This window comes from Herbiconiux gentiana, assembly GCF_024978135.1.
Classification (GTDB): domain Bacteria; phylum Actinomycetota; class Actinomycetes; order Actinomycetales; family Microbacteriaceae; genus Herbiconiux; species Herbiconiux gentiana.
Genome location: NZ_JANTEZ010000004.1, coordinates 391938 through 416985 on the forward strand (window position 1 = coordinate 391938; position 25048 = coordinate 416985).

General features: G+C 70.7%; 18 protein-coding genes and 1 tRNA gene. 1 reads left to right on the forward strand and 18 read right to left on the reverse strand.

The annotated features are described in order from the left end of the window. Positions 1-43: 43 nt before the first annotated feature. The 18 genes from NVV95_RS12250 to NVV95_RS12335 all read right to left on the reverse strand — a co-directional run bounded on the left by NVV95_RS12250 (position 44) and on the right by NVV95_RS12335 (position 23374). Positions 44-1588: a SpaH/EbpB family LPXTG-anchored major pilin gene (locus tag NVV95_RS12250; RefSeq protein WP_259486813.1), complete on the reverse strand. Its 1545-nt coding sequence runs from the start codon at positions 1586-1588 to the stop codon at positions 44-46. An 86-nt stretch (positions 1589-1674) separates the two neighbouring features. Then, the gene (locus NVV95_RS12255) at positions 1675-6177 is read right to left on the reverse strand and encodes a DUF7933 domain-containing protein (RefSeq protein WP_259486814.1); all 4503 of its coding nucleotides are present in this window, start codon (positions 6175-6177) and stop codon (positions 1675-1677) included. A 208-nt stretch (positions 6178-6385) separates the two neighbouring features. After that, positions 6386-6459: transfer RNA gene (locus NVV95_RS12260), tRNA-Leu, on the reverse strand. 124 nt (positions 6460-6583) lie between these two features. Further along, a complete protein-coding gene (locus NVV95_RS12265; protein WP_259486815.1) occupies positions 6584-8116 on the reverse strand; it encodes an NAD(P)/FAD-dependent oxidoreductase in 1533 nt (510 codons plus the stop codon). A 42-nt stretch (positions 8117-8158) separates the two neighbouring features. Beyond that, a complete protein-coding gene (locus tag NVV95_RS12270; protein WP_259486816.1) occupies positions 8159-9388 on the reverse strand; it encodes a S8 family serine peptidase in 1230 nt (409 codons plus the stop codon). A 23-nt stretch (positions 9389-9411) separates the two neighbouring features. Beyond that, the gene (locus NVV95_RS12275) at positions 9412-9927 is read right to left on the reverse strand and encodes a DUF501 domain-containing protein (protein ID WP_259486817.1); all 516 of its coding nucleotides are present in this window, start codon (positions 9925-9927) and stop codon (positions 9412-9414) included. Next, positions 9924-10397 carry an FtsB family cell division protein gene (locus tag NVV95_RS12280; RefSeq protein ID WP_259486818.1) on the reverse strand — a complete coding sequence of 158 codons (474 nt, stop codon included), beginning with the start codon at positions 10395-10397 and terminating at the stop codon, positions 9924-9926. The genes NVV95_RS12275 and NVV95_RS12280 overlap by 4 nt, the downstream gene beginning before the upstream one ends. Positions 10398-10475: 78 nt before the next feature. Next, positions 10476-11756: a phosphopyruvate hydratase gene (gene eno / locus NVV95_RS12285; RefSeq protein ID WP_259486819.1), complete on the reverse strand. Its 1281-nt coding sequence runs from the start codon at positions 11754-11756 to the stop codon at positions 10476-10478. A gap of 50 nt (positions 11757-11806) precedes the next feature. Further along, entirely contained in the window at positions 11807-12415 is a 609-nt protein-coding gene (locus NVV95_RS12290) for a TetR/AcrR family transcriptional regulator (protein ID WP_259486820.1), read from the reverse strand. Beyond that, on the reverse strand, positions 12412-12873 hold the full coding sequence (locus NVV95_RS12295; RefSeq protein ID WP_259486821.1) for a MarR family winged helix-turn-helix transcriptional regulator: 462 nt from the start codon (positions 12871-12873) through the stop codon (positions 12412-12414). Before NVV95_RS12295 ends, NVV95_RS12290 begins: the two co-directional genes overlap by 4 nt. A gap of 23 nt (positions 12874-12896) precedes the next feature. Beyond that, positions 12897-14600: an MDR family MFS transporter gene (locus tag NVV95_RS12300; RefSeq protein ID WP_259486822.1), complete on the reverse strand. Its 1704-nt coding sequence runs from the start codon at positions 14598-14600 to the stop codon at positions 12897-12899. 104 nt (positions 14601-14704) lie between these two features. Next, entirely contained in the window at positions 14705-15901 is a 1197-nt protein-coding gene (locus tag NVV95_RS12305; protein WP_259486954.1) for an MFS transporter, read from the reverse strand. Between the two features lie 83 nt (positions 15902-15984). Further along, positions 15985-16449 (reverse strand): MarR family winged helix-turn-helix transcriptional regulator, encoded by a 465-nt coding sequence (locus NVV95_RS12310; RefSeq protein ID WP_259486823.1) that lies wholly within the window; start codon positions 16447-16449, stop codon positions 15985-15987. A gap of 53 nt (positions 16450-16502) precedes the next feature. Next, positions 16503-17753 (reverse strand): histidine--tRNA ligase, encoded by a 1251-nt coding sequence (hisS, locus tag NVV95_RS12315; RefSeq protein ID WP_259486824.1) that lies wholly within the window; start codon positions 17751-17753, stop codon positions 16503-16505. Positions 17754-17779: 26 nt separating this feature from the next. Then, positions 17780-18475, reverse strand: coding sequence for a nucleoside triphosphate pyrophosphohydrolase (locus NVV95_RS12320; protein WP_259486825.1), 696 nt, complete (start codon positions 18473-18475; stop codon positions 17780-17782). Positions 18476-18498: 23 nt separating this feature from the next. Then, complete coding sequence (mfd, locus tag NVV95_RS12325; RefSeq protein ID WP_259486826.1) at positions 18499-22098, reverse strand: transcription-repair coupling factor; 3600 nt, start codon at positions 22096-22098, stop codon at positions 18499-18501. A 51-nt stretch (positions 22099-22149) separates the two neighbouring features. Continuing rightward, positions 22150-22734, reverse strand: coding sequence for an aminoacyl-tRNA hydrolase (gene pth, locus NVV95_RS12330; protein ID WP_259486827.1), 585 nt, complete (start codon positions 22732-22734; stop codon positions 22150-22152). 25 nt (positions 22735-22759) lie between these two features. Next, on the reverse strand, positions 22760-23374 hold the full coding sequence (locus NVV95_RS12335) for a 50S ribosomal protein L25/general stress protein Ctc (RefSeq protein WP_259486828.1): 615 nt from the start codon (positions 23372-23374) through the stop codon (positions 22760-22762). A 217-nt stretch (positions 23375-23591) separates the two neighbouring features. Between NVV95_RS12335 and gnd the strand changes: the two genes are divergently transcribed. Next, complete coding sequence (gnd, locus tag NVV95_RS12340) at positions 23592-25046, forward strand: NADP-dependent phosphogluconate dehydrogenase (protein ID WP_259486829.1); 1455 nt, start codon at positions 23592-23594, stop codon at positions 25044-25046. The last annotated feature ends 2 nt before the right edge of the window (positions 25047-25048 follow it).

Genomic DNA, 25048 nt, shown 5'->3' on the forward strand with positions numbered 1-25048 from the left:
GGGCCCCCGAAGGGGACCCCACCTGCGCCGTCATCGCTTCAGCCTACGCAACCGTGTGGGTCACGGCCGGCTCGGCCGCCACGGCGGACCGACGACGTGCCACGACGATCGCCGCGCCCAGGGCGAGCACGAGCAGCGCGCCGCCACCGACGCCGAACCACAGCCCGGCGTCACCACCCGTGAGCGGCAGCAGGAAGTTCGCCACCGACACCTGGGTGTGGTTGAACTCGACGTAGTTCTGCACCGGAGCGGTGGTCGAGGTCGGGCCGGCGACCACGACGGTCTGCACGGGGTTCGACGTCGGCAGGTTGAACCCTGTCGGCGGCGTGATCTCGCGCACGTAGTAGTTGCCGGGCGTCACGATCGGGATCTCGACCAGGCCGTTGGCACCCGTCGTCCAGTTGGTGATGCCACCGATCGAGATCGGGTTCTGCTGCAGGTTGGCGTCGTTCTGGTTCAGGTAGACCTGGTAGACGGCACCAGCCAGCGGCACGCGTGGGCTGCCGTTGTTGCTCTCGTAGGCGAACACCGTGAGCTGACCGATCGGGGTGGTGCCCGTGACGGTCTCGGTGGCGCCGTTGATGGTGGCGGTCGCGCTGTTGACGATCAGGCCGTTGGCCGGGATCGACACGGCCCGGGTGAGCACGTTGAACGACACGAGGCCGCCCTGCAGCGCGGTCAGCCGGGTGAGACCGGACGCGGTGAAGGTGAGCGTCGAGGTGCCGGCCGCGGTGACGATGTTGTAGTCGGCGGGGCTGGCGAAGTTCTGCGCGATGCCCGCCGCGCTCGTGACGGTGACCGTGGTCGGCGAGACGCCGGTCGGGGGTGTGGTCACGAACTGCAGGTCGGCCGGGATCTGGTCGGCGAGCGAGAAGCCCGCGATCGAGTCACCGGCTGCCAGGGTCGGGATGCTCGACGCGATCGCCCACCGGATGAGGTCGGGGTTGCGCGCCTCGACGGAGTTCGCCGGCGCCGGGACGCGGGTCTTCGTGAGTTCGGTCACCGCGTTCTTCGGGTACACGTGCACGTCGTAGATCCACTGGTTCGCCGGAGCACCGACGGGGCCGGTGGGCAGCGGCAGCGACACGAGGAACGGCGCGGTCGGGTTGGTGGCGTCGGCCGGCAGCACGGTCTCCTGCACGTAGTACAGGCCGATGGGCATCCCCGTCGGGTACAGGGCCGGGTCGACCGTGAAGTTCGCCGTGCCGTTCGCCGCCGACGGAGTCGAGGTGAAGGACAGGGTGGCGAGTCGGGTCGACGCCGACTGCGGGGTGAGGTTCGACGCGATGGTCCAGCCCTCAGGCGTGGTGAGGTCGACACCGGCGACCTGCGTGGCCGTGAAGACCGCGCCGGGCAGCGGGGTGCCGAGGTTCGTCGAGGAGGGCAGCTGCTGGCCGGTGCCGGCGATCTGGCCGTTGTTCGGGCCGAGCGCGTACTTGTGCACGGTCAGCGTGCGCTGCTGTGTCGAGTCGATGTTGCCGGGCAGGATGACGGCCTGCGCCGGGGCGACGGCCACGATTGCCACGCCGGCGGCCAGGACGACGGCGCCGATCGCGGCGGTCGCCCGCCTGAGTGCGGATGAGGACATGAGATTTCTCCGTTCGATGAAGAGGTCGGGTGGTGCAGATGAGGGGTGGATTCGGGGTGGAGCCTCGGGGGCGGAGGGGCGGCGTCTCAGGCGGTGCTCCTTCGTCTCCGACGACGCCCGTGCCAGACGGCCAGGGCGAGTGCGAGGGCGAGCACGGCGAACCCGGAGAACAGGTAGGCGTCGGTGCTCTGTCCGCCCGTGAGGGGCAGAGTCGTGGGCGCGACGGGGGCGTTGACGAAGCGGTAGACCGCCGCCTGGCCCGCCGCGGGCGCGGTGATCGTCGCCGAGGTCACCGGGGTCCAGCTGCCGTTCGGCTGCCGGAGCTCCAGCCGCAGCTGCCGGTAGGCGAGCCGCGTGCCCGACTGGGCCAGCGCCTCCGTCAGCGTGTAGGAGTGGCCGGGCCGCACGTCGAAGGTGCTGGCCGGGTTCCCCGCCGACTGGAAGTCGGCGCCCGCGACGGTTCTGGCGGTCAGGCCCGTCAGCGTCGCCGGGGTGGCCGTCAGGTTCCAGGTCGAGGGCACGAAGCCGGTCGACGGGTTCTGCACGTTCTTCAGCAGGGTGAGGGATGCGGTGGCGTTGGTCACCGTGCAGGTCACCGTCGACCCGCGCGAGAGCGTGATGTCCCCGGCGGCGGTGACGGGCACCGTGGCCCCCGTCGCGGTCACGCAGGACCAGTCGCCCACCTGCACGTAGGTGGCCGGGCCGCCGCTCTCGGAGAGCCGGTACGGGGTGTCGGCCGAGACGGGCACCGCGTTGATCGTGCCGCTGCCGCCCGCGCCCCGGGGCCCCGCCAGGGCCGCCGGCACGCTGCGCGCCGCGTCGAGCAGCCACGCCGACGGGGCGGTGCTGCCGAAGGAGACCCGCTTCACCAGGGTGAGGGTCGCGATCGGGCGGTTCGTGAAGGTGCAGTCGACCGTGTTGCCGGGGGCGATGGTGCCGGCGACGGTCCGCACCGCGTAGCCGGAGGCATCCGTGGCGGAGTTCGTGTCGGTGGTCGAGGTCGTCGCCGTGCCGCGGGTCACCGCGCAGACGAGGGAGTCGAGCCGGAAGCCGGTCTGCTGACGTTCGAGCACCGAGACGGTGGCGCTGCCGGTGGCCGAGCCGTAGAGCACGAAGAACGAGGCCAGGCCGTTGGCGTCGGTGGTGACCTCCGACCGTCCTGCGGCCGCGCCGGTGCTGGCGGGGTCGGCGGGCAGCACGACGGTGCCGCTTCCGGCCGAGGCGATCGAGGTGCCGACCGTCCATCCTGCGGCCGGTCGCGGGTTGGCGCCCAGCCCGTCGACGGTGCTCTTCCTGACCTTGATCTCCGCGACCGGCTGGGCCGTGTTGTAGATCGTGCAGGCGACGCCGACGCTGACCTGGTTCGGGATGGTCACCGATGCCGTGCGGGTCGCGTCCATCCGCGCCGACGCGATGCGCACGCCGTCGGCCCAGCACTCGTAGATGACGGTGTAGGTCGCCGGCACCGCCGCCGTGGTCACCGCAGTCGTCTGCAGCAGCTCGGAGATCGTCATCACGGTGTTCACCGGTGCCGTGATCGGGCCGATGGAGGCCGAGGTGCCGGTCGTGCCGGTGTTGGCGAACGCGACCTCCGATCCCCCGGTCGCCACCGCCAGGCGGAAGTCGTGCGCCTGGCCCGTGACCCGGCTGAGCACACTCTTGCTCACCGAGAAGGTCGACGGCGAGGCGCAGGTGGCGAGGTCGGTGCTCGGTACGGCGTCGGTTCCGAGCACGATGGTGGGGGTGTTCGGAACGGCGGTCCAGGTCAGCGGGTCGAACTGGTAGGCGTTCGTGCCGGTGCCGACGTACGCGGTGCCCCGCGGCGAGAACGCCAGGCCGTTCAGCGGGCCCGCGCCGATGCCGGCGACCGTGCGCTGGGTCGTCGCCGTGGCGGTGATCTCGCCGCCGGTGGACGCGGAGAGCGCCGGGCCGGCCACGCTGAAGAACTGCGCCTGGGTGCCCTCGCTGCGGAGGATGTGCAGGTTGCCCTTGGCGTCGAAGGCCATGTCGCCGTTGCCGGCGGAGTTGGCCCCGGTGCTGACGTAGCCGAGCAGGGTGAAGAGCGGGTTCGCGGTCGCTCCGTTGAAGCGCCACAGGTTGATGCGGCCGACGTTGTTGACCACGCTCGTGGTGCCGACGACGAACGCGCGGCCGACGGGGTCGAACGCCCCCATGGTGATCGAGGCCGTGGTGCTCAGGGTCTGCGGCGTGGCGAAGGCGGTGCGGGTCGCCGTCAGCGTTCCCGACGGCGACACGGAGTACGTGATGACGCCGGTCGCGGTGTTCGCGTTGGTAGCCGTGCTCCTCGTGATGGCGTACGCCGTCTGACCCTCGACGTCGATGGCCAGGGAGTTCGCGTTGGCGGTGCCCGCCGGGCCCGCGGCGATGACGGCGGCGGTCTGGGAGGTGGACGAGCTGAGGGCGTTGGTCTGGGTCAGCGCTCCGTCGGACCGCACGCTGTAGAGGTAGCTGCCGTCGCAGTACAGGCTCGCGGTCGCCTGCGCGGTGTTCGTGAAGGTGCAGACGATGCTGACGCCGGCCTCGTCGGGTATGGTGAGCGAGCCGGAGACCGAGGTGCCGCGAGCGATCACGGTCGTTCCGCGCGCGCACTCGTAGCTCGAGGTGTACGTGCGCAGCTGGGCCGAGGTCACCACCGTCTCGCCCACCGTGTAGGTCGCGCCGCGGGTGACGTTGACGGGGCCGACCTGCTGCGTCTGCAGCCCCAGCGCCGAGCCGCTCGTCGTGGCGCTCGCGACCTCGGAGGCGCCCGAGACGAGGGCGAGGCGGAACTGGTCGGCGGCCTGCGCGCGGCTGACCACGTTCTTGCGGATGGTGACGGTGGTCGGCGGCTCGACGGTCAGCGTCGTCGCGTCGGGGGCGTTCAGCACCGTCGTCACGTTCGACGGGCCGTTGGTGTAGGTGCCGCCGCTGTTCGACAGCACGGCGACGGTGACCGTGCAGGAGGCGGCGCCGGCCGCCAGGTCGCCGCCCGCGACGGTGATGGTGGAGGATCCCTCGGCGGCGGTCACGGCGTAGGCCGCGCCGGTCGTGCTCGTGCAGGTGCCGCCGATCGCCGGGGAGCCCGAGGTGCTCGGGGCGACGACGAGGCCCGCGGGAAGCGCATCCGTGAAGCCCCAGTCGGGCTTCGCCGCCAGCTCGGTGGTGTTCGTCACCGTGAAGGTGAGGGTCGATGCCACGCCGGCGGGCACGGTGAGCGGGCTGAACTCCTTGTCGAGGCTCGGCGTCGAGTCGAGCAGCCGCAGGTTGTCGAACGAGAAGTCGTTGCCGGCGACGTCGGACTCCTGGTTCGTCAGTCGCACGCGGGCCGCCGCGGCCTGAGCGGGGGTGAGCAGCACGGCGGTGTCGGTGAAGAAGCGGCCGGCGCGGGTCGACGGGCTGCCGGTGCCCCAGGGGTCGGTCTGGTTGTCGGCCGGGAAGACGTTGGAGGTGTAGCGCCCGTTGGTGACGGTGCACGCGACGATAGGGGCCGTCGTGAGCGGGCGCACGGTGGTGCCGGTGACCAGCGCCAGGTCGAGGCGGGAGTTGTTGTTCTGACCGCCGGGACGCGCGGCGCAGGAGTCCTCGGAGACGTCGATCGACATCGAGTAGTAACGATCGGCCGTGGCCGGGGTGGGGCCGACGGCGCCGACCGACTCGAGCACGACCTGGTTGGCCGCCTGCGTGCCCTGGGCCGCGCTGGTCATGGCCGTCACGCCGTGGTTGGCGCGGGTCGTCGCGGTCGAGCCGTTCACCGGTGTGGTGTCGGTGGCCCCGCCGGGGTTCACGGTGCCGGCGGCGACGTTGGCCTGCACCTGCCCGAGCACATCGGCCATGCGGGCGACCTTGAAGCGCGAGCCCGTCGCGTCGCCGAGGGTGCAGAACGGGGTGGCGGGGAACGTCGCGTTGTAGTTGACGACGACGCCGTTGCAGTTGTTCACGTTCAGCCAGAACGCCGAGCCGGTGTAGCGGCTGGTCGCGTACTGGTCGACGCGGATCGGGGTCGTTCCGACACCCTGCTCGAAGGTCTCGATCCACGTCTGGGTGGCCGGCTCGGTGACGCCGGCGGCGAAGGCCGACACGTCGGCCCGGGCCCGGAACGGGGACTCGGGTGGGCTGTTCGCCGAGGGCTCGACGGGCGCGACCGGAGCCGCGGTCTCGCTCGGTGGGGTGGGCGTGGGCGACGGCGAGAGGGTGGGTGCGTCCGCGTCGTCGGGGAGCACGGCGTCGGGCTGGTCGAGCGTCGGCTCCGGCTCGTCGGCGGGCGGCGCGGCCGGGCCGGTCGTAGGCGTCGGCGCGGGCGATGCCTCGGGCGCCGGCAAGACCTCGGGCTCCGGCGCGGTGCCGGGGTCGGGCGAGGTGCCCGGCTCCGGCGTCGTCGTGGCCTCGGGCTCCGGCGACACCGCGGGTTCGGGTGACTCGTCGGGGGCGGGCGAGCCCTCCGGCGCGGGCGTCGCGGAGGCCGCGGCGTCCGCCCCCGGCAGCACCGAAGCGCCCGCGACCGGCACGGCGCCGAAGGCGAGCAGACCGCCCACGAGCGAGATCGCCACCACGCCTGCGATGGCGCGGAACCGGGTGGGGTGGAGGATCATCGAGCTCTCAGTGCTGGGGCGAACGAAATCGCCGGCAGCCCCGGGGCAGGGAGAAAGACATCGTCCGTCAGCGTCGGCGGAACCCATTCCCCCGTCGCCGGCTCCCCCAAAGATCGCCGACGAACCAACACTACGTAACGCCCCGACGCCAGTCGATCAGTGCACTACCGAGTTACTACTGAACGTCACCACCGAGCCGCCGCCTCGGTACCCCCAGAGGGATTCGAACCCTCACTGAAACGATTTTAAGTCGTCTGCCTCTGCCGATTGGGCTATGGGGGCGCACCGCCTCAGCGTACCGGGGGCAGCATCCGGGGGGCGGCATCGGGCGCAACGACGGCGCCGCGCATCCGGTGCCCGGGTGAGGCGGTGGATGCGCGGCGCGCGTCGTGGGAGGCCGGTGCGGCTACTCGCCGGCCGGGGCCTTCACGGGGGCCTTGGTGCGCGGCTTGGTGGCCTTCGCCTTGGGCGCCTCGGGCGCGGAGTCGGTGGCGGCGACGCCGTTGACCTCGGCGGTCGCGGCCGGCTCCGACGAGTGCGATCCGGGGAGCTGGGGGTTGGCCGGCTTCTCCGCGGCCGCCGGGGCAGCCGTCGGCGGCACCGGAGCGGCGGCGGGGGCAGCCGGACGCGGGCGCGAGGCGAACTCCTCGAACACCGCGCGCGGGTGCACGCGGGCCTCGAGCGAGACGTTGTCGCGGCCGAGGAAGAAGTTGTTCACCCAGCCCCAGATCACGCGCAGCTTGCGCTCCCACGACGGCATGGCCAGGCCGTGGTAGCCGCGGTGTGCGAACCAGGCCGGGAGGCCCTTGATCGCGAGCTTGCCCGACTGGAACACGCCGACGCCGAGGCCGAGGCCGGCGACCGCGCCCATGTTCTTGTGGAAGTACTCCTTGACGCCCTCGCCGCGCAGCGACGCGACGATGTTCTTCGCGAGCAGCTTGCCCTGACGCACGGCGTGCTGGGCGTTCGGCACGCAGAAGCCGCCGACGCCGCCACCCGTGAGGTCGGGCACGGCCGACACGTCGCCGGCGCCCCAGGCGCCCTCGACGATGCCGTCGTCGCCCTCGACCCGCAGGTCGGCGCGCACGCGGAGGCGGCCGCGCTCCTCGATCGGGAGGTCGGTGCCCTTCAGCATCGGCGAGGCCATGACGCCCGCGGTCCAGATGATCAGGTCGCTCTCGAAGCTCTCACCGGTCGACAGCTCGACGACGCCGCCGACGGCGGACTTGAGCTGCGTGTCGAGGTGGATCTGCGCCCCGCGCTTGGCGAGGTTGTCGATGACCCAGAGGCTCGTCTTCAGGCTCACCTCGGGCATGATGCGGCCCATGGCCTCGATCAGGTGGAAGTGCGTGTCGTCGAAGTCGATCTCGGGGTAGCTCGAGATGAGGGCGCTGACGAAGGAGCGCAGCTCGGCGAACACCTCGATGCCCGCGAAGCCGCCGCCGACGACGACGACGGTGAGCAGGCGGTCGCGCTCGGGGCCGGGGGCCATCTGCGCGGCCTTGTCGAAGTTCACGAGGATGCGGTCGCGGATCGCGGTCGCCTCTTCGATGGTCTTGAGGCCGATGGCCTCGTCGGCCACACCGGGGATGGGGAAGGTGCGCGACACGGAACCGGCGGTGACGACGATCTGGTCGTACTCCTCCTCCCAGGTGTCGCCCGCGTTCGAGGCGATGGTGGCGGTCTTGGAGGCGTGGCTGATGCCGGTCACCTTGCCCGCGATGACGCGGGTCTTCTTCAGGTGACGACGGATGCCGACCACGGCGTGACGCGGCTCGATCGAGCCGGCGGCCACCTCGGGGAGGAACGGCTGGTAGGTCATGTACGGCAGCGGGTCGACCACCGTGACCTCGGCCTCACCGGCGCGAAGCCACTTCTCCAGCTTCCAAGCGGTGTAGAAACCGGCGTAGCCGCCGCCGACAATCAGGATCTTGGGCACAGTGAAACGATCTCCTCAGTACAGGGGCCTGCGAACAGGGTACTACTTGCGAAGCACGCCTCTGAAATGCGAGACGGCCCCCAGAGCGAAAACCGCCATCAGCATGAGGAACCCGAGCAGGAGCCCCAGCGGCACCGCCCAGTGGCTGAGAGCATACACCCCGCCCGATGCCTCGATCGCGCCCGCTCCCGGGCTGCCGCCCTCGGTGTCGCGCCCGCCGGGGGCGGGGATGGTGAGGGTGTCGAGCGAGGTCGGCGCCGACGAGGGCCGGTAGGTGGCGATCCAGGCGTCGAGGTCGCCCACCGGGTTGGCCGACACGGGGGCGACGGATGCGCTGACCGCCGCCTCGGCGTCGACCAGCCCGTAGCCGTAGATCGGCCCGGGCACCGGCTCGCCCTTCGGCACGGCCGTGGCCACGATGCGGTTGATCACGTCGTCGGCCGAGAGCTCCGGATGCGCGGACTTCACCAGCGCGGCGAGGCCGCTCACCAGCGGCGCCGCCGCCGACGTGCCGTCCCAGATCACGTGGGTCCCTCCGGGGATCACCCCGACCAGCTGCTCGCTCGGCGCCGCCACCGCGATCGTGATGCCCTGGGAGGAGGCGTCGAAACTCGCCTCGCCCTGCTTGTCGACCCCCGCGACGGCGACGACCCCGGGGATGGTGGCGGGGGCTCCGACCTCGGTCGTGCCGCTCCCCCGGTTGCCGGCGGCCGCGACCACGACCACGTCGTTGTCGAAGGCGTAGGAGAAGGCCTCGTCCCAGCTCTCGGGCCAGTCGAGGCTGTTGCGGGTGAGCGACATGTTGATGACGTCGGCTCCGTGGTCGACCGCCCAGCGCACGGCCTCGGCGATCTGCTCGTCGGAGTCGACCGAGCCCTCGCCGAGCGCCACCGAGATCGACAGCAGCGAGGCCTTCGGAGCCACGCCGAGCACCCCGTCGCCCGAGCCCGTGCCGCGTCCGGCGATCAGCGACGCCACCATGGTGCCGTGCTCGGGGCTCGCGCCCACCGGCTTCTGGCCGTCGGGCGAGCCGATGCCCGAGACGTCGGTGCCGTCGACCACGGCGTCGCGGAGCTCGGGCACGCTGCCGTCGATCCCGGTGTCGATGACGGCGACCGTGGCGCCCTCACCCTCGGTCACGTCCCAGGCGGCGCGGAAGCCGTAGTCGCTCAGCCAGTACTCGGCGTCGCGGATGGAGTCGGCGTGCGCCGGTGCCGCCGGGGCGGTCGCCGCCAGCGGGGCCACCGCGAGCGCACCGACGACGACGAGCACCCAGCCCCTCCGCCGGGCGTGCATCACTCGGCGAGTTCGTAGTCGACGCACTCGCAGACGAGGGGCGACCAGTCGCCGCGCTCGAGCGCGAGGTCGCCCACCGGGTTGACCCCGGGGCCCGCCGCGAGGGAGTGCGCGGCGAGGGCGTGCAGGCACTTCACCCGCACCGGCATGCCGCCGGCCGAGATGCCCGCGATCTCCTCGACCTCGCCGTAGACGGCACGGTCGGCGAGGTACGCCTCGTGGGCGGCGAGGTAGGAGGCGTTCAGCTCGGGGTCGGCGAGGGCATCCTGGAACTCGACCATCACGTGCTCGGCCTCGAGGTCGCTCATCGCGGCCGTCGCGGCCGGGTGCGACAGGTAGTACAGGGTGGGGAATGGCGAGCCGTCGGCGAGGCGCGGAGCGGTGGCGAGCACCGTGGGGTTGCCGCAGACGCAGCGGGCGGCGATGCCGAGCACGTTGCGCACCGGTCGGCCGAGCTGCGCCGCCGCGACCTTCAGGTCGTGGTCGGAGGCGGGCTCGAAGGGCGGCGTGCTCACGGCACCACTCCGTTCTGCTCGAGTTCTTGGGGGGTCGAGGTCGACAGGCCGGCCGTCACGCCCGAGGCGAACAGCGACGAGAGCCAGTCGACCTGCGTCGTGCTGATGGTGTCGCTGACACCGGCGCCGGGCTCCACCGGCGCCGGCACGTCGTCGACCACGAGGAAGCTCGTCTCCCCGGGCATCACGTAGTAGAGCCGGTCGCGGGCCTCGGCCTTGATGTAGGCCGGGTCGCTCCAGCGTGCGATCTCGGAGGTGAGCGCGTCGTTCTCGGCGCCCCGCGCGTCGACGGCCGCGTGCAGCGCCGCGAGCTGCTGGCGCTGCTCGATGTAGACGCGCAGGCCCGGCGCGATGATGACGACGAACATCACGATGACGACGAACATCAGCACCGTGAAGCCGGAGAAGCGGATGCTCCGGAGCCAGCCGGCCCCGGCGGCACCCGCCCCCGAGGGCTGCGGCAGCGCCACCGGCCGTCGCGCCGGGCGTGGAGCTGGTGTGCGCTGCCGCATGAATCCCTCGGGTGGTGCTCGGGCTTGCTCCGGCTCTTAGGCGGAGAAGCGGGGGAACGCGCCGCGGCCGGCGTAGACGGCCGCCTCGGCGAGCTCCTCTTCGATCCTCAGGAGCTGATTGTACTTCGCGACGCGCTCGCTCCGGGCAGGCGCACCGGTCTTGATCTGGCCCGCGTCGGTGGCGACGGCGAGGTCGGCGATCGTGGTGTCTTCGGTTTCGCCGGAGCGGTGCGAGAGGATCGCGGTCATGCCGGAGCGCTGCGCCAGCGAGACGGCGTCGAGCGTCTCGGTGAGCGTGCCGATCTGGTTGACCTTGACCAGGATCGAGTTGCCCGTGCCCTTGGCGATGCCCTCGGCCAGGCGGGTGGGGTTGGTGACGAACAGGTCGTCGCCGACGAGCTGCACCTTCGAGCCGATCTCGGAGGTGAGGTGGGCCCAGCCCTCCCAGTCGTCCTCGTTCAGCGGGTCTTCGATCGAGACCAGCGGGTAGTTCGCGACCAGGTCGGCGAAGTAGGCCGACATCTCGACGCTCGAGCGCTGCTGGCCCTCGAAGGTGTAGGCACCGTTGTCGAAGAACTCCGACGCGGCGACGTCGAGCGCGAGCGCGATGTCCTTTCCGGGGGTGAAACCGGCCTGCGTGATCGCCTCGAGGATGAAGTCGAGCGCCTCGCGGTTGTTCGGCAGCTCGGGGGCGAAGCCGCCCTCGTCGCCGAGGCCGGTCGAGAGGCCCTTCGACTTCAGCAGCGACTTCAGCGAGTGGTAGGTCTCGACACCCCAGCGCAGGGCCTCCGAGAAGCTCTCGGCGCCGAGCGGCACCGCCATGAACTCCTGGATGTCGACGCCGGTGTCGGCGTGCGCGCCGCCGTTGACGATGTTCATCAGCGGCACGGGCAGGGTGTGCGCGTTCGGGCCGCCGACGTAGCGGAACAGGGGCAGGTCGGAGGAGTCGGCCGCCGCGCGGGCCACGGCGAGCGAGACGCCGAGGATGGAGTTGGCGCCGAGGCGCTTCTTGTTGTCGGTGCCGTCGAGCGAGATCATCGCGGCGTCGACGAGGCGCTGGTCGGTGGCGTCGAAGCCCTCGATGGCCGGGCCGATCTCGTCGATGACGGCGTCGACGGCCTTCTGCACGCCCTTGCCGAGGTAGCGGCCCTTGTCGCCGTCGCGGAGCTCGTAGGCCTCGAAGGCGCCGGTGGAGGCTCCGGAGGGGACGGCGGCGCGCGAGACGATCCCGTCGTCGAGGAGCACCTCGACCTCGACGGTCGGGTTCCCTCGGGAATCCAGGATTTCGCGAGCGCCAACGGCTTCGATGAGTGCCACGGGTGGTTTCTCCTCTGTTTCAGGCAAAGGCCTGCTGTATCAGGCGATGGCTAGTCTAACGATTCGCGCGCGATGGCCTGCATGGTCATCACGGCCTCGAACAGCCAGGTCGAGAACTGCTCGTCGTAGACGGCGTCGAGCGGGCGGTGCAGTGCCGAGTCGACCGCCGACATCACGAGGGTCACCGCGAGGCGGGCCCGGGCCGGGGTGGTTCGCTGCTCGGCGAGCACGACGATGTCGTGCCTCAGCTCGGAGGCGAAGCGGATGACGTCGGGCGCCAGCTCCGGGCGCCGGCCGAGCAGGTCGCGGATGGCCTCGCGGTCGACCCCGTCCCGGGCGGTCGCGTCCATCACCGCGCCGACGAGGGTGCAGAGGTCGCGGACGAGATAGCGCTCACCGTCGCCGGTCAGGAACTCGTCCCGCTGCGCATCCGTCACCACGAACGACGACAGGCCGACGATCGCCGAGACCTTGGAGGGGAAGTAGTTGAAGAAGGTGCGGCTGGACACGCCCGCCTCGGAGCAGATGGCGTCGACCGAGGCGTGGCCGACCCCGTTCTCGGCGACGAGGCGCAGGGCGGCGTCGTGGATGGCGGCCCTCGTCTCGACCTTCTTGCGCTCCCGGAGGGGCAGCTCGTGATCGGACTTCAGCGTCGTCATCGTCGCTCCGTTCTGTCGTTGAACTCGCCGAGCAGGCGCACGAACTCCTGCACGTCGGGGGTGGGCCAGTCGTCGAGGGCGTCGGCGTAGAGCTCTTTGGTCTCTGCGCGCATCTCCTCGAGCCTCGCCAGGGTGAGGTCGGTGGGGGCGTAGAGCTGGGCGCGCCCGTCGCCCGGGTCGGGCACGCTCGAGACGAAGCCGAGGTCTTTCAGGGTGCGCAGCTGTCGGCTGAGGGCGCTCTTGTCCATGCGGGTGGCCTGGATGATCGACCCGGGCGACGTGGGGTGGTGCTTCACGATGTACTGCAGCACCGAGTATCCGGAGGGCTGGAGCTCGACGGAGAACCGCTCGGCGTTGCGAAGGACCGCCTGGCGCACCGTGCGCACGAGGCGGGACATCTCGCCCTCGATGGCCGAGACGGCTCGGCTGCGGGGGTCGGCCTGGGGGTCGTCGGTCACGACCCCCAGGGTAGCGTGGCTGGTCACCGTCGTTCGGGCGCCTCCTCGGCGTGACGCGGGGCGTGCGGTCGGGCATCCTCGTCGTCGCGCGTGCGGTGGTCGGCGCGGTCGCCGTTCTCGGTGCTCTCGCCGGCGATCTCGGCGGCCGAGACGTTCACCACGGTCTGCTCGATGTCGGCGATCTGCTCCTGCGAGGTCTTCGTGCCGAGGGCGCGGTTCGGCAGCAGGGCGATCGCGATGATCGACAGCAGCGCGAGCGGCACGGCCAGCAGGAAGATGTCGGCCACCGCCTCGCCGTAGGCCGACTCCACGAGGGTGCGGATCGGGCCGGGCAGCGTGCTGAGGTCGGGGATGCCGCCGGTCTTCAGGCCGCCGGTCTGCGACGGGTCGACGCCGAGCTTCACGAGCCCGTCCGCGATCAGCGAGGTGATGCGGTTGCCGAGCACGGCGCCCATCACGGCGACACCGATCGTGCCGCCGAGCGAGCGGAAGAAGGCGACGGAGGCGCTGGCCGTGCCGATCTGGCGCGGGTCGACCGCGTTCTGCACGATCAGCACCAGGTTCTGCATCACCATGCCGACGCCCGAGCCCATCACGAACATGTAGAGGAACACCAGCCAGAAGCTCGTGTCGTAGCGGATGGTGCCCATCAGCGCCAGGCCGATCGTGAGCAGCACCGAGCCGATCACCATGTAGCGCTTCCAGACACCGGTGCGGCTGATCACCTGGCCGATGACGATGCTCGACACGAGCACGCCGGCGATCATCGGGATGGTGAGGAGGCCGGACTCGGTCGGGGTCTTGCCGCGGGCCAGCTGCATGTACTGGCTGAGGAAGATGCTGGTGCCGAACATGGCGACACCCACCGAGATGCTCGCGATCACGGCGAGCCAGAAGGTGCGGTTCGTGAAGAGCGTCATCGGGATGATGGGCTCCTTCACCTTCAGCTCGGTGACGACCGCGGCGGCCAGCAGCAGCACGGCGCCGACGACCATCGCGATGGACTGCACGGAGCCCCACTCGAAGTCGTTGCCGGCGAGCGTGACCCAGATCAGCAGCAGCGAGACACCGGCCGCGATCAGCGCCGCGCCCAGGTAGTCGATGGTGACCTTGCGCTTCTTCGTGGGGATGTGCAGCGTGCGCTGCAGCACGATCAGCGCGGCGACCGCGAAGGGAACGGCGATGTAGAAGTTCCAGCGCCAGCCGGCCGAGTCGGTGATGACACCGCCGAGCAGCGGGCCGCCCACGGTGGCCACGGCCATCACGGCGCCGAGCAGGCCCATGTAGCGGCCGCGCTCACGCGGCGGGATGATGTCGGCCATCGCGACCTGCACGAGGGCGGTCAGACCGCCCGCGCCGAGGCCCTGCAGCACGCGGAAGAAGATGAGCATCTCGGTGGACTGGGCGAGGCCGGCGAGGCCTGAGCCGACGACGAAGATGATCAGCGAGAGCTGGATCAGTCGCTTGCGGTTCGTGAGGTCGGCGAGCTTGCCCCAGATGGGCGTCGAGACGGTGGTGGCGAGCAGGGTCGCGGTGACGACCCAGGTGTAGCCCGACTGCGTTCCGCCGAGGTCGGAGATGATCTTGGGCAGCGAGCTCGACACGACGGTGCTGGCCAGCATGGCCACGAACATGCCGAGCAGGAGGCCCGACAACGGGACGAGCACCTGCCGGCGGGTCTTGGCGCCCTCCGCGGGCGCCGGGGCTTCGATGGTCTGTGAGGACACGGTTCTCCTGTACGCAAAAAGTTGATCTGGATCAACGATATACCCGTTGTTGACACAGATCAACTAATTACTGCAGAAAGTGCAAACTTTCAGCCGGTGCAGGACTACTCCCCCGCGGAGATGGCCTCCGCCTCGGTGAGCTCGTCCTCCTCCTCGTGGTCGATGTGCGCGATGGCGCGGTGACCGGCGACGAGGATGACCGAGGCGATCACCACGGAACCCGCGGCGACGTAGAACGGGGTGGCGGCCGTGAACACCCCGGCGATCAGCGAGGCGGCGGGCGGGGCCACGGCACCGCCGAGGAAGCGCACCGCCGAATAGGCCGACGACGCCACCGGGCGCGGCAGATCGGTGGCCGCCATCACCGACTCGGTGAGCACGGTGTTCATCACGCCGAGCAGGGCGCCGCCCACGACCACGCAGGTGATCAGGCCCGCCACGCTGTCGACGAAGACGCCGGCGAGCACGAGGTCGAGCCCGAGCAGCAGCAGCACCGTCCAGAGCACGCGGCTGCGCGGGATGCGCCGGGTCAGCCACGGCGCCACCCAGACGGAGGTGATCGCGACCGCGAGCCCCCAGCCGAAGAAGGTGAGCCCGAGCCCGATCTCATCGAGCCCCAGGGGGAACGGCGTGTAGGCCAGCAGGATGAAGAAGCCGATGTTGTAGAACAGGGCCGCGACCGCGAGGATCGCCAGCGCCGGCTTCGCCAGCGCCTTGAACGGCGCCGACAGCGGCGTGGGGGTCGGCCTGACCGCCTCCTTCTTCATCAGCGTCGCGATGGCGATGAAGCCGATGGCCATCAGCACGCTGGTGCCGAAGAACGGCCCCCGCCAGCTGATCGAGCCGAGCAGCCCGCCGAGCAGCGGACCGATCGCGATGCCGAGACCGAGGGCGGCCTCGTAGAGGATGATCGCCGAGCTCGCTCCCCCGCTCGCCGCGCCCACGATGGTGGCGAGGGCGGTCGAGATGAAGAGGGCGTTGCCGAGGCCCCAGCCGGCGCGGAAGCCGATGACCGACTCCACGTTCTGGGAGAGACCGGCGGCGAGGGCGAAGACGACGATCAGCGCGAGGCCGATCAGGAGCGTCTTGCGGGCGCCGATGCGGGTCGATAGCCAGCTGGTGAAGAGCATGGCGACGCCGGTGATCAGCAGGTAGCTGGTGAACAGCAGCGAGGTCTGCGTCTGGGTGGCGTCGAGGCTCTCGGCGATGGCGGGGAGGATGGGGTCGACCAGGCCGATGCCCATGAAGGCGATGACGCACGCGAACGCCACGGCCCAGACGGCCTTGGGCTGGTGCAGGATCGAGTTCTTCGGGGCGGTCTTCTTCGCGGTGGTCGTGCTCGTCGGGTTCGTGGCGGTCGACGCCGTGTCGGTGCTCGTCTGGATCACGCGGCTTTCACGACGTCGGCGGCGCGCACGTCGGTGCACTCGTGCAGCAGGTCGACGGCCCGGGAGATGACCTCGATCTCCTCGCGGTCGAGGTCGTCGAACAGCGGAGCGAGGGCGGCGCCGAGCTTGTCGCGCCAGTCGGAGAGGGCTCGGATGCCCTTCGGGGCGAGGGCGATCTGCCACGCGCGGGCGTCGTCGACGTCGGCGATGCGGCGGATCCACTCCACCTCGTTGAGGTTGGCGACGATCTTGGTCATCGTGGGCTGGCTGACCCGGCTCTGCTTCGCGAGCTCGCCGAGGCGCATGGGGCCGAAGCTGCTGAGCACGCTGAGCGTTCGCCAGGTGGCGGGTGAGGTCTGTTCGCCGGTGGCCTGGGCGGCGATGCGGGTGAGGCGGTGCGTGACCGAGACGAGGTCGGAGAGCAGCGTCTGGAGTTCTGGGGTGGGGTTTTCGTTAGTCACGATCAACTATTATACATAGCTCTGCTATGCATCTGTTGCTCGCGCCGGATCCGTCAGTCGAGCGTCTTGAACTCCAGCTCGGCCGCCTCGGTGGTCTCGCGCCCGACCAGGGCGAAGGAGTCGAAGCCCGCCTCAGCGAGCCGCTCGAGCAGCGGGCCGAGGTTCTTGGTGCGGCGCTCCAGCCGCACCCGCCGGCCGCCCGCGATGAGCTGACGCTTCAGGGCGAGCAGCCGCTCGGGCTCGGCGTTCTTGTCGTGCACCAGGGCCACGGCGTCGCCCGCCCCGGCCGCCGGGTCGGCCACGAGATCGATGATGCGCTCGAAGCCGATCGAGAAGCCGCAGGCCGGCACCGACTCGGTGAGGAAACGGCCGATCATGCCGTCGTAGCGGCCTCCGCCGCCGAGCGAGAAGCTGAAGTCGGGGTGCTCGATCTCGAAGATGGTGCCGGTGTAGTAGCCCATGCCGCGCACGAGGAAGGGGTCGAAGACGAGGGCGCCGTCGACGCCGGCGGCCGACAGGGCGGCCCCGATGCGAGCGAGGTCGGCGACCGCATCCGGAGCCACCGCCTCGGGCAGCACGGGAGGCGACACCGCCAGGAAGCGCTCGATCGCCTCGACGGCCTCGGGGCGGGAGCCCTTCTCGCGCAGCTCGGCGACGACGCCCTCCGGGCCCACCTTGTCGAGCTTGTCGATGGTGATCAGCACGGAGTCGTGCTCGGCCGGGTCGAAGCCGAAGCTGTCGAGGAGTCCCAGAAGGATGCGGCGGTCGTTGATGCGGATGCGGCAGTTCTCGAGCCCCAGCGCGTCGAGGGTCGCGAGCGTCGCGGTGAGCAGCTCGATCTCGGCGAGGATGCCCGCCTCGCCGATGATGTCGATGTCGCACTGCACGAACTGGCGGTAGCGGCCCTTCTGGGGGCGCTCGGCGCGCCAGACCGGGGCGATCTGCACGGAGCGGAAGACCTGAGGCAGGCTCGCCCGGTGGCTGGCGTAGAAGCGGGCGAGCGGCACGGTGAGGTCGAAGCGGAGGCCGAGGTCGGCGAGCGCATCCGGGTCGTCGGCGTCGGCGGCCGCGCGGACGGCCTCGGCGTCGAGGCCGCGGCGCATGACGTTGAAGGCGAGCTTCTCGTTGTCGCCGCCGAGGCCGGCGTGCAGGCGACCGAAGTCCTCCATCACGGGCGTCTCGATCTCGTCGAAGCCGTGCGCGGAGTAGCTCTGACGGATGACGCCGAGCACGCGCTCGCGCTTCGCCTTGTCGGCGGGCAGGAAGTCGCGCATGCCGCGCGGCGGGGTCACCGGAGAAGCCATCCTCCGATTCTATTGAACGGCCGGGGTCACTCCGTGCGGGGGGCGGGGGCCTCGGATGCCTGGGCCTCGGGTACCGGGACCTCGGCGGCGGTGATGTCGGCGCGGAGGGCGCGGAGCGCGGTCCGGAGCGCCCGCTCGGCGTCCAGGCCCTGCGCCTTCGCGCCCGCGACGAGCGCGAGCAGCTCGGCACCGAGCTCCTCCTCGCTCGCCGGCACCGGCGCCGCGGCCGGGGCGACGCCGAGCTTCGCCGCCTTGCCGAGCAGCTTGTCCGCGAGCGCGAGCGCGGGCATCCCGAGCGGCACCCCGTCGAGCACGCTGGTGCGGCCGGGCTTCTCGACGGCCTTGAAGGAGTCCCAGGCGTTCTCGACGTCGCCGGCGGTCAACAGGTCGAGGTCACCGAACACGTGCGGGTGACGCCCCACCATCTTCGCGGTCATGTGCGCCGCGACGTCCTGGATGGTGAACGACTCCCCCGGCGTGTGAGCGGCGATGTCGGCGTGGAACACCACCTGGTAGAGCACGTCGCCGAGCTCCTCGATCAGCTCCTCACGCGATCCGGCCTCGATGGCGTCGATCAGCTCGTGGGTCTCCTCGGTGAGGTACTGCACCAGCGAGGCGTGGGTCTGCTCCGCGTCCCACGGGCAGCCCCCGGGAGCCCTCAGCAGCGCCGTCACCGCGACGAGGCGGTCGAGCTCGGTCCGTGCATCCGGAATCTCAGCCATGCCCCGAGCCTAAGGCGACGAGCTCAGACCGCCGCCTTGGCCGGCGCGAAGATCGTCTCGAGCAGCTGGGCCACCCACGCGATGAGGTCGGCGTCGGCGAGCGGATGCCCGTCGACGACCGGCATCGGGATGGAGACCGCGTTGGTCTGCGCGAAGTACTTCGACCCCGGGTACATGCGCTGCAGCCGCACCTGGATGCTGTCGGCCAGGTCGGCGGGCGCCACCCGGAGGTTCGAGCCCATCGTGACGACCTCGCCGAGGTTCGACTTCTGGGCGAGCCGCCGCAGCCGCGACACCGCGATGAGGTTCTGCAGCTCGATGGGCGGCTGGCCGTAGCGGTCGGTGAGCTCCTCGATGACGCGGTCGATGGCATCGTCGGAGGCGGTGGGCGACGAGGCGGTCGAGAGCTTCTGGTACGCCTCGAGGCGCAGCCGCTCGCTGTCGACGTAGTCCTCCGGGATGTGCGCGTCGACCGGCAGCTCGAGCCGGAGCTCGGTCTGGCCCTCGGCGACGTCGCCGCGGAAGGTCGACACGGCCTCGCCGATCATGCGCAGGTAGAGGTCGAAGCCGACCCCCGCGATGTGGCCGGCCTGCTCGCCGCCGAGCAGGTTGCCGGCGCCGCGGATCTCGAGGTCTTTCAGCGCCACCTGGATGCCCGAGCCGAGCTCGTTGTTGGCGGCGAGCGTGCTCAGCCGGTCGTTCGCCGTCTCGGAGAGCGGCTTGTTCTCGTCGAACAGCAGGTAGGCGTAGGCCCGCTCACGGCCACGGCCGACCCGGCCGCGCAGCTGGTGCAGCTGCGAGAGGCCGTACTTGTCGGCGCGATCGACGATCAGCGTGTTCGCGTTCGCGATGTCGATGCCGGTCTCGATGATGGTCGTCGAGACGAGCACGTCGAACTTGCGCTCCCAGAAGTCGACGATGACCTGCTCGAGCACGTGCTCGTTCATCTGCCCGTGCGCCACCGCGACCCGCGCCTCGGGCACGAGCTCGGCGATCTGCGCGGCGACCCGGTTGATCGACGAGACCCGGTTGTGCACGAAGAACACCTGCCCCTCGCGCAGCAGCTCACGGCGGATGGCGGCCGCGACCTGCTTGTCGGAGTACGGCCCGACGAAGGTGAGGATGGGGTGCCGGTCTTCGGGCGGGGTGGCGAGCGTCGACATCTCGCGGATGCCCGTGACCGCCATCTCAAGGGTGCGCGGGATGGGCGTGGCGCTCATCGCCAGGATGTCGACGTTGGTCTTCAGCTTCTTCAGCTGGTCTTTGTGCTCGACGCCGAAGCGCTGCTCCTCGTCGATGATGAGCAGGCCCAGGTCTTTGAAGGCGATGTTGTCGCTCAGGATGCGGTGGGTCGCGATCACGATGTCGACCGTGCCGTCGGCGAGCCCCGCGACGGTCTCGCGCTTCTCCTTCTCGCTCTGGAAGCGGCTGAGCGCCTTCAGGTGCACCGGGAAGCCGGCGAAGCGCTCCTGGAACGTCTCCATGTGCTGGCGCACGAGCAGCGTGGTGGGCACGAGCATCGCGACCTGCTTGCCGTCCTGCACCGCCTTGAAGGCGGCCCGGATGGCGATCTCGGTCTTGCCGAAGCCGACGTCGCCGCTGAGCAGGCGGTCCATCGGGATGGGCCGCTCCATGTCGGCCTTCACCTCGTCGATGACGGTCAGCTGGTCGGGCGTCTCCTGGAACGGGAACGCCTCCTCCAGCTCGTGCTGCCACGGGGTGTCGGGCCCGAAGGCGTGACCCTTCGAGGCCATGCGCGCCGAGTAGAGCTTGACCAGCTCGACCGCGATGTCGCGCACCGCCTTGCGGGCCTTGCCCTTCGCGGCCGCCCAGTCGGAGCCGCCCATCTTGCTGAGGTTCGGCGCCTCGCCGCCGACGTAGCGGCTGAGCAGGTCGAGCTGGTCGGTGGGCACGTAGAGCTTGTCGCCCGGGTAGCCGCGCTTGGAGGGGGCGTACTCGATGACGAGGTATTCGCGGGTGGTCTTCACCGCGTTGCGGCCCCCGCTCGAGACCTCGCGCTGGGTCAGCTCGATGAACTTGCCGATGCCGTGCGTCTGGTGCACGACGAAGTCGCCGGCCTTCAGCTGCAGCGGGTCGACCACGTTCTTGCGGCGGCTCGCCAGCTTCTTCACCTGGCGGGTCTCGTAGCCGGCGGTGCGGCCGTAGAACTCGGTCTCGCCGATCAGACTGAGCTTCAGCTCGGGCAGCTCGAAGCCGTGCTCGACGGCGGCCCGCACGAGGTAGGCGACCCCCGGCTCGGCGTCGGTCGGGAACTCCTCGACGAGGCGGGCGGGCACCTCACGCTCGGCGAGCACGTCGGCGGCGCGCTCGACGAGGCCTTGGCCCTTGGCGGCGACAGCCACCGTCCAGCCGTCGGCGAGGCGGGAGGCGACGTGGGCGATGGCGCCGTCGGCGTTGCCCTGGAAGCTCGGCACGCCGTCGGCCTTGAGCCGCAGGGTCAGGTGCTCCTCGAGCTCGCGGTGCTCGGGAAGCACCTCGTCGTCGGCGGGGCCCTGCTGGAACTCGCTCAACGTCCACCACGGGCGGTTCGTGCCGGCGGCGTGGCGGAGGTCGTTCAGGGTGATGAACTCGCCCGAGGCGAGGTCGATCGGGGCTTCGGCGCCGGCGGTCGCCGCTGTCCAGGCCGCGGCGAGGAACTCGCGGTTGGTCTCGCTGAGGTTCACGGCCCGCGTGGCGACACGCTCGGGCGAGAGCACGGCGACGGCCGCACCCTCGGGCAGGTAGTGGGCGACGGTGACGAGCTCGTCGAGCAGTGCGGGTGCGAGCGACTCCATGCCCTCGACCGGGATGCCCGCCCCGATCTTCTCGAGCATGCCGGCGAGGCTCGGGAACTCGTGCTGCATCTCGCGGGCACGCTGGCGCACGCCGTCGCTGAGCAGCAGCTCCCGGCTCGGCGGCAGCTCGACCGCGCCGACGGCGTCGGGCAGCGAGCGCTGGTCGGCCACCGAGAAGGCGCGGATCTCGTCGACCTCGTCGCCGAAGAAGTCGACCCGGTAGGGGTGCTCGGCGATCGGCGGGAAGACGTCGAGGATGCCGCCGCGCACCGCGTACTCACCGCGGCGGGTGACCATGTCGACCCGGGAGTAGGCGAGCTCGACCAGCTGCAGCGACAACGCCGAGAGGTCGAAGCCGCGGGCGCCCTTCTCGAGGTGCACCGGCTCGAGGTCGGCCAGGTTCGAGGCGATGGGCTGCAGGGCGGCGCGCACGGAGGCGACCGCGACGATGGGCCGACGCGTGGAAGGGTCGGCCTGCTGCCAGGTGGTGAGGCGGCGCAGCGCGTCGATGCGCTTGCCGACGATCTCGGCGCTGGGGCTGAGGCGCTCGTGGGGCAGGGTCTCCCACGCGGGGAACTCGATGATGTCGGCCTCGGGCAGGAAGCTCGCGAGGCTCTCGCGGAGCTTCTCGGACTCGCGCCCGGTGGCGGTGACGACGAGCATCGCCGCGGGCAGCCCGCGCTCGATGCGGCGCTCCATCATGGCGGCGAGGAAGGGCGCCCGGAGGCCCTCGGTGAGCGAGAAGTCGCTGTCGCGGCCGGCGTTCACCAGGGCCTTCTCGACGGTGGACGCGCGAGAAAGAGCTTCGACAAGACCCTGAAGTATCACTCGGACGATTCTACCCGCGCGCACCGACACCCGCCCTTGCCGGCCCCGCGGCTAGGAAACGGTGTGCACCTTCAGCTGGGCGGCCGTGAGACCCGAGCCGGCGATCAGCTCGACCGCATCCGCCGCCTCGTCGATGAGGTTGGGGAGCGTCTGCTTCTCGGTGGAGGTGAAGTCCTTCAGCACGAAGTCGGCCGCCTCCATGCGGCCCGGCGGGCGGCCGATGCCGACCCGCACGCGCAGGAAGTCGTTGCTTCCGGTGGCCGCGATGATGTCGCGCAGGCCGTTGTGGCCGCCGTGGCCGCCGCCCTGCTTGAGCTTCAGGGTGTCGAAGGGGATGTCGAGCTCGTCGTGCACGACGATGAGCTGCTGGGGCGTGAGCCCGTAGAACTTCAGCAGGCCGTTCACCGGCCCGCCCGACACGTTCATGTAGGTGTTGGGGTTTGCCACGACGAAGCGCGGGCCGCCGGGGACGATTCGCCCCTCGGCCACCCGCGCGTTCGCCTTGTGGCTCTTGAACGTCGCGCGCAGACGGCTCGCCAGTTCGGCGGTGACCATCTGACCCACGTTGTGACGGTTCCCCGCGTAGCCGGGCCCGGGGTTACCGAGCCCGACCACGAGGTGCAGATCGTCGTTCACGCGACCGACCGTCGGATGGCCGGTGCTACTCGGCGTCGGCCGAGGCCGGGCTGGTCGACTCGGCCTCGCCCTCGCCCTCGGCGGGCTCGTCCTCGGGCTCCTCCTCCGGAACGGCCACGACGACGATCACGGCCTCCTCGTCGGTGATGAGGGTCGCGCCCTGGGGCAGCACGATGTCGGAGGCGCGGACGACCGAGCCCTCCTCGAGGCCCTCGACCGAGACGGTGACGGCCTCGGGGATGCTCGTCGCGAGCACCTCGAGCAGCACGGTCTGCGAGTCCTGCGTGGCCATGGTGCCGGGAGCCGGCTCGCCCTCGACGTGCACGTTGACCTCGACCTGCACCTTCTCGCCCTTGCGGATGACGATGAGGTCGATGTGCTCGATGACCTGGAGCACCGGGTCCTTCTGCACGTCCTTCACCAGGGCGAGCGACTCGACGCCGTCGATGGTGAGCTCGAGCACCTGGTTCGCCTTGCGCAGGATGAGCGCGGTCTGGTGGCCGGGCAGCGAGATGTGCTGCGGCTGGGTGCCGTGACCGTAGATGACGGCGGGGATCTTGCCGGCGGCGCGGGTGCGGCGGGCGAAGCCCTTGCCGAACTCGGTACGGGTCTCCGCGGTGACGCGAGTGTCTTCTGACATTGTTCTGCTCCTTCGCGGGCCGATCGGGCTCGCAGTTGTGTGAGGGGATTCAACTCGACCGCATGAAGCGAGAGGAAAGACTGCTGAGGCCTGATCCACCGCGTCGATAACGGATGCGCGGCCTGTGCCCGCATCCCTCGCCGAAGTTCAGTGCCCGAGTCTAGCGCATCGGCTCCACTACTCTGGAGACGTTCGCTTTCTACGAGGAGTAACCGGCATGTCATCAGCTGCAACCGCCAACATCGGAGTCGTCGGGATGGCGGTGATGGGCTCGAACCTCGCCCGCAACCTCGCCAGCCGCGAGGGCAACACGGTGGCCGTCTACAACCGCTCCCCCGAGCGCACGCGCAAGCTCGTGGCCGAGCATCCGGAAGCCGGCTTCGTCGCCTCGGAGTCGATCGACGACTTCGTCGCCAGCCTGCAGAAGCCGCGCACCGCGATCATCATGGTGCAGGCCGGAGCCGGCACCGACGCCGTCATCTCCGAGCTGGCCCAGCGCTTCGAGCCCGGCGACATCATCGTCGACGGCGGCAACGCGAACTTCCACGACACCATCCGCCGCGAGAAGGACATCTCGGCCACCGGCATCCACTTCGTCGGCACCGGCATCTCGGGTGGCGAGGAGGGCGCGCTGAACGGCCCGTCGATCATGCCCGGCGGCACCGCCGAGGCCTACGAGACGCTCGGGCCGATCCTCGCGTCGATCGCCGCGGTCGCCGAGGGCGAGCCCTGCGTCACCCACATCGGCACCGACGGTGCCGGCCACTTCGTGAAGATGGTGCACAACGGCATCGAGTACGCCGACATGCAGCTGATCGCCGAGGCCTACGACCTGCTGCGCACCGTCACCGGGCGCGAGCCGGCCGAGATCGCCGAGGTCTTCGAGACCTGGAACTCGGGCGACCTCGAGTCGTACCTGATCGAGATCACGGCCGAGGTGCTGCGTCAGGTCGACGCCGACACCGGAAAGCCGTTCGTCGACGTCGTGCTCGACCAGGCCGGCGCCAAGGGCACCGGCTCGTGGACCGTGCAGAACGCCCTCGACCTGGGCGTGCCCGTCGGCGGCATCGCCGAGGCCGTGTTCGCTCGCTCGGTGTCGTCGAAGCCGTCGCAGCGTGCGGCCGTGCAGGCGACGATCACCTCGCGACCCTCGGTCGTCGACGTGGACGTCGACTCCTTCGCCGACGACATCCGCGCCGCCCTCTACGCCTCGAAGGTCGTGGCGTACGCGCAGGGCTTCGACGAGATCATCGCGGGCGCGGCGCAGTACGGCTGGCAGATCGACAAGGGTGCGGTCGCGAAGATCTGGCGCGCGGGCTGCATCATCCGCGCGCAGTTCCTCAACCGCATCGTCGAGGCCTACGAGAACAACCCCGACATCGCGTCGTTGCTGGAGGACCCGTACTTCGCCAAGGCCGTCGCCGACGGCGAGGCCGCCTGGCGCCGCGTGGTGTCGACCGCCGCGCTCTCGGGTGTGCCGGTTCCGGGCTTCGGCTCGGCGCTGTCGTACTTCGACTCGCTCGCCTCGAAGCGCCTGCCCGCCGCCCTCGTGCAGGGCCAGCGCGACTTCTTCGGTGCGCACACCTACAAGCGTGTCGACAAGCCGGGCGTCTTCCACACCCTCTGGTCTGGCAACCGCACCGAGATCGAGACGGAGCCCTCGACCCACTAGTC